This is a genomic window from Phormidesmis sp. 146-12, assembly GCF_052939495.1.
On sequence record NZ_JBJPHS010000211.1, the window covers coordinates 1 to 4,630 of the forward strand.

At 46.3% G+C, this 4,630-nt stretch carries 4 protein-coding genes; all 4 read left to right on the forward strand.

All coding sequences use genetic code 11. From position 1 onward, the window contains the following. On the forward strand, window positions 1-2,328 hold a 2,328-nt coding region (locus ACKFKF_RS34360; protein WP_446871850.1), incomplete at its 5' end, for a DNA methyltransferase. A gap of 47 nt (window positions 2,329-2,375) precedes the next feature. Continuing rightward, window positions 2,376-2,618 carry a hypothetical protein gene (locus ACKFKF_RS34365; protein ID WP_446861304.1) on the forward strand — a complete coding sequence of 81 codons (243 nt, stop codon included), beginning with the start codon at window positions 2,376-2,378 and terminating at the stop codon, window positions 2,616-2,618. Continuing rightward, on the forward strand, window positions 2,615-3,079 hold the full coding sequence (locus ACKFKF_RS34370) for a type II toxin-antitoxin system VapC family toxin (protein ID WP_446871851.1): 465 nt from the start codon (window positions 2,615-2,617) through the stop codon (window positions 3,077-3,079). Before ACKFKF_RS34365 ends, ACKFKF_RS34370 begins: the two co-directional genes overlap by 4 nt. 292 nt (window positions 3,080-3,371) lie before the next feature. Beyond that, the coding region (locus ACKFKF_RS34375; RefSeq protein WP_446871852.1) for a valine--pyruvate transaminase at window positions 3,372-4,630 on the forward strand (1,259 nt) is incomplete at its 3' end.

Consider the following 4,630-nt stretch of genomic DNA (forward strand, 5'->3'; position numbering starts at 1 on the left):
CTTGATACGCCTGTGGATATGATTTCGTTGGTGCAGTTGCCTGAGCGGGTGAGTGCGTTTGCGTTTATGGAGTTTGAAAATCGCGCTCCGGTGTTTCGCAACAATCAGGTGGAGGTGACAGAACGGGCGGCGCGGCGGATGGGTGAGTTGTTGGTGTTACTCAAAAAGCGAGGGCTAGAGGGGCTGGTTGCTCAACGATTTATTTTGCAGTGTGTGTTGGCGATGTTTGCAGAAGATCGGGGGCTATTGCCAAATAGTTTGTTTATTTCTTGTGTGCAAGACTGTCAGGGTGGGCAGAGTTCTTATGATGTTTTGGGGGGGTTGTTTCGGGAGATGAATACGCTGGGGGTGACTCCGGCGGGGAGATATCAAGGGGTTGATTATTTTAATGGTGGGTTGTTTAAGACGGTTGACCCGTTGCAGCTTACGCGAGAAGAACTAAACTTTTTGGAAGTGTCTGCTTTGGAGGATTGGAGTAAGATTCGCCCGGCGATTTTTGGCAATTTGTTTGAGTCTGCGATCGATGCAACTGAGCGTCATGCTCACGGAATCCACTTCACATCGGAGGCTGACATCATGAAGATTGTCCGCCCAACGATTTCGCGCTATTGGGAGGAGCGGGTTGAGGCGACAAATACGATCGCTCAACTCAATGCGCTGCAACTGGAATTACAAAATTACAAGGTGCTTGATCCGGCTTGTGGAAGTGGAAATTTTCTCTACATTGCTTATCAAGAACTGAAGCGAATTGAAAAGATGTTGCTCGATCGCATTGCCGAAAAGGGTCGATCGCCGCGTGATCAGATGCGAATGAGTTTTGTGACTCCGCAGCAGTTTTATGGCATGGATACTAACCCGTTTGCGGTAGAACTGGCGCGGGTGACGATGATGATTGGGCGCAAGGTGGCGATCGATCGTCTGGGCTTGTTTGAGCCTGCACTGCCGTTAGACACGCTAGATGAGAATATTGTCTGCAAAGATGCGTTGTTTAGCGAGTGGGTGAAAGCTGACGCAATCATCGGCAATCCGCCATTTCTGGGTGGTTATCGGATGCGCTCAGAACTCGGTGATGATTACACTGAAAGTGTTTTTAAGAGGTTCTCAGATGTTAAAGATCAAGTAGATATTTGTAGTTACTGGTTTCGACTCACTCATAACAAGTTAAATGGTCAAGGTCGAGCAGGTCTAGTTGGTACAAATACTATAAGTCAAGGAAAAACAAGGAGAGCTGGATTAGAATACATCACTAGCAATGGTGCAATCATCCACGAAGCTGTTTCTAGTCAAGACTGGTCAGGAGATGCCAATGTTGATGTAAGTATTGTCAATTGGTGTTATGAAGAAACCTCAAAATTTTACCTGGATAATGAGTTATCCTCCCCGATCAATTCTTCACTTCGCTCAAATGTTGATACTTCCAAAGCCTGCCAACTCAGGGCTAATGTTGATCTCTGCTTTCAAGGCATTATGCCAGGGGGTAAAGGCTTTATTATTTCAAATCAGCAAGCGGAAAAGTGGATTCAAACTGATTCAAAGTATGAAACTGTAATCAAAGTTTTTTCCAATGGAATTAATTTGGCTAAAAATCCTCACGGAAGTCCAGACGATTGGATCATTGATTTCGACGATATGAGTCTTGAAGAGGCAAGTGACTATAGATTGCCTTTTGAACACATAAAATCTACTGTCAAACCAGAAAGAGATAAAAACCGTCGTGAAGTTAGAAGACTGAATTGGTGGAAATTTGGTGAAAACTCGCCGAAGATGAGAAGATTTCTCAAACCTTTATCGCTTTACTTTGCTATTCCTGAAGTTTCAAAGTGGTCAATATTCGTCCCTTGCTCTCATGAATGGCTCCCAGGCAAGAGAAATAAGGTTGTGGTATCCGATGACTTCTACATTTTAGGAATTCTGTCATCCCAGGTTCATCGAGCTTGGATGCACGCTCAAAAATCCACACTTGAAGATCGAACAGCTTACACTCACAACACTTGTTTCCACACCTTCCCGTTTCCCCAAACGCCCGACGCAAAGTTAGTTGAGAAGATCCGCGAAACTGCTGTCAAACTCCATGAATATCGCAGCGAACAAATGGAGAAAAAACAGTGGGGCATTACCAAACTCTACAACGAATATTTTACCGAACCCACCAGCCAACTTTTCAAACTTCATGCCCAACTCGACAACCTCGTGCTTCAGGCCTATGGCTTCAACTCAGACGACGACCTTTTAGAAAAGTTACTAACCTTAAACTTAGAACTCGCAGAAAAAGAGAAACAAGGAGAGACGATCGTCGGCCCCTGGGCACCTCGAAGAGATGAGGGATGAGGGATGATCTCGCTATAATTTAGGCACATTTATAGATCCTCCTTGTAATGTCAACTTCAATCAAAGACGCTTTGCATCAAACGATCGATCAACTCAGCGAACAAGACTGTCAGCAAATCTTAGCGTTTGTTCACTCCCTTCAACAAAATGCTTCGCCCACCTTAAAACGACTTGCCAGCGACCCTACCTTCAAAATTCCATCTCAAGGACTCAGCATCTTTCGCACCGTTGACCCCATTCAAGCTGAAGGCATTTCCGCTTCTAACCTTTTACTGGAGGATCGGCGTTGATCATCTACTACTTGGATGCTAGTGCTTGGGTGAAACGCTACTATCAAGAACTCGGCACTGTTTGGCTACAAACCCTGTTTGCCCAAAATCCAACCTTTGCTTGTGCAACCCTGGGATCGATCGAAGTGACCGCAACCTTAGCGCGAAAACAAAAATCACTCCAGATAAAACCCGCGCAATTTCAACCTAAAATTCAAGCCTTGGAAGCAGATTGGCAAAATTTTATTCAAATTCAACTGACATCCAACGTGGTCGATCAAGCGAAACATTTAGCAGAGCAACTAGCACTTCGTGGGGCTGACTCCATCCATCTCGCCTCTGCTTTAGTCTTACAAAATCATCTATCTTCGACAGACCAGCTAATCTTTATTGCTTCAGACCAAGATCTGAAAACTGCGGCTCAAACGTCTGGGTTAATAATCCTTGATCCAGCCATAGAAGAATCTAAAGCCACTCCCTAACTATTTCGGCGTTGCTGAATCTAGGTATGAATTGTCAAATCTACCCTCACCCTAGCCCTCTCCTTTTGGGAGAGGGGACAGAATTTCTGGCTCCCTTCTCCCCAGGGAGAAGGGTTGGCGAGGGCTTCGCCCCACTTCGTGAGGAGGGCAATTCATACTTGCATTCAGCAACGCCACTATTTCTACCTTCTCTTGAAAAACGCCCCACCCAGAACAGCGATCGATCAGTCCTTAATCTAGCAACAACGCCCTCTCATCAGGTAGCATCAAAAGACTGTATCACCATACGATTATGAATCCTGCCCTGAGTCAGTTTGGCACTGATATGTCTCGCTTGTCTGGAGTCCGAGCGATTATGAAAGACATTATTGAGACACTGCGATCGGGCAATGGGCGAGACTTCATTAACCTCAGTGCTGGAAACCCTGTGATTTTGCCAGAAGTAGAGCAACTGTGGCGCGACTGCACAATGGAGCTTTTAGACAGCGCAGAATATGGCGAAGTCGTCTGTCGCTATGGAGCCAGCCAGGGATATCAGCCGCTCATTGATGCCGTGGTGAATGATTTTAATCAACGCTATGGGTTGCAGTTGACCGAGAAAAATATTCTCATTACCCCCGGTAGCCAAAGCCTCTATTTCTATGCGGCCAATGCATTTGGGGGTTATACCTCCAGTGGAGAACTGCGACAAATTGTCTTACCGCTCAGTCCCGATTACACGGGATATGGGGGCGTGACGCTCACTCCCGAAGCCCTGATCGCATACAAACCAGAATTGGAAATCGATCAGACTGCCCATCGCTTCAAATACCGTCCTGATTTCAGTCAGCTACAGATTACAGAAAGTACAGGATGTGTGATTTTTTCACGCCCCTGCAATCCGACGGGCAACGTCTTGAGCAATGACGAAGTACATAAAATTGCAGCACTTGCAGCAACGCAAGATGTCCCCGTTTTGATCGATTCTGCATATGCTCCACCGTTTCCAGCATTAAATTTCACAGATATGACTCCGATGTTTGGGGGCAATGTGCTGCACTGTATGAGTTTGTCAAAAGCAGGCCTGCCCGGAGAGCGAATTGGCATTGCGATCGGCAACACATCCCTGATTCAAACACTCGAATGCTTCCAGACAAATATGTGCATTCACTCGCCTCGATATGGACAAGCGATCGCTGCTCGTGCCATCCGTTCTGGCAGACTAGCCGAGATTTCAGAAAAGATTATTCGTCCGTTTTATCAGCAGAAAATTGGCATTGTCGAAGAGACGCTCGATCGCTTCATGCCTCAGACTTTACCCTGGTTTTTGCATCGCGGAGAAGGGGCGATTTTTGCGTGGCTGTGGCTCAAAGATCTGCCCATTTCAGACTGGGAATTTTACCAACAACTCAAACAGGTGGGCGTGATTGTCGTCCCTGGCAGCACATTCTTTCCAGGCTTGCGTCAAGAGTGGGCCCACAAAGAACAATGTCTGCGAATTAGCTTAACGGGAACGGATCAAGAATTAGAAACAGCCATGCAGCGGTTATCACAACTGGCAGCGCAGGTTTA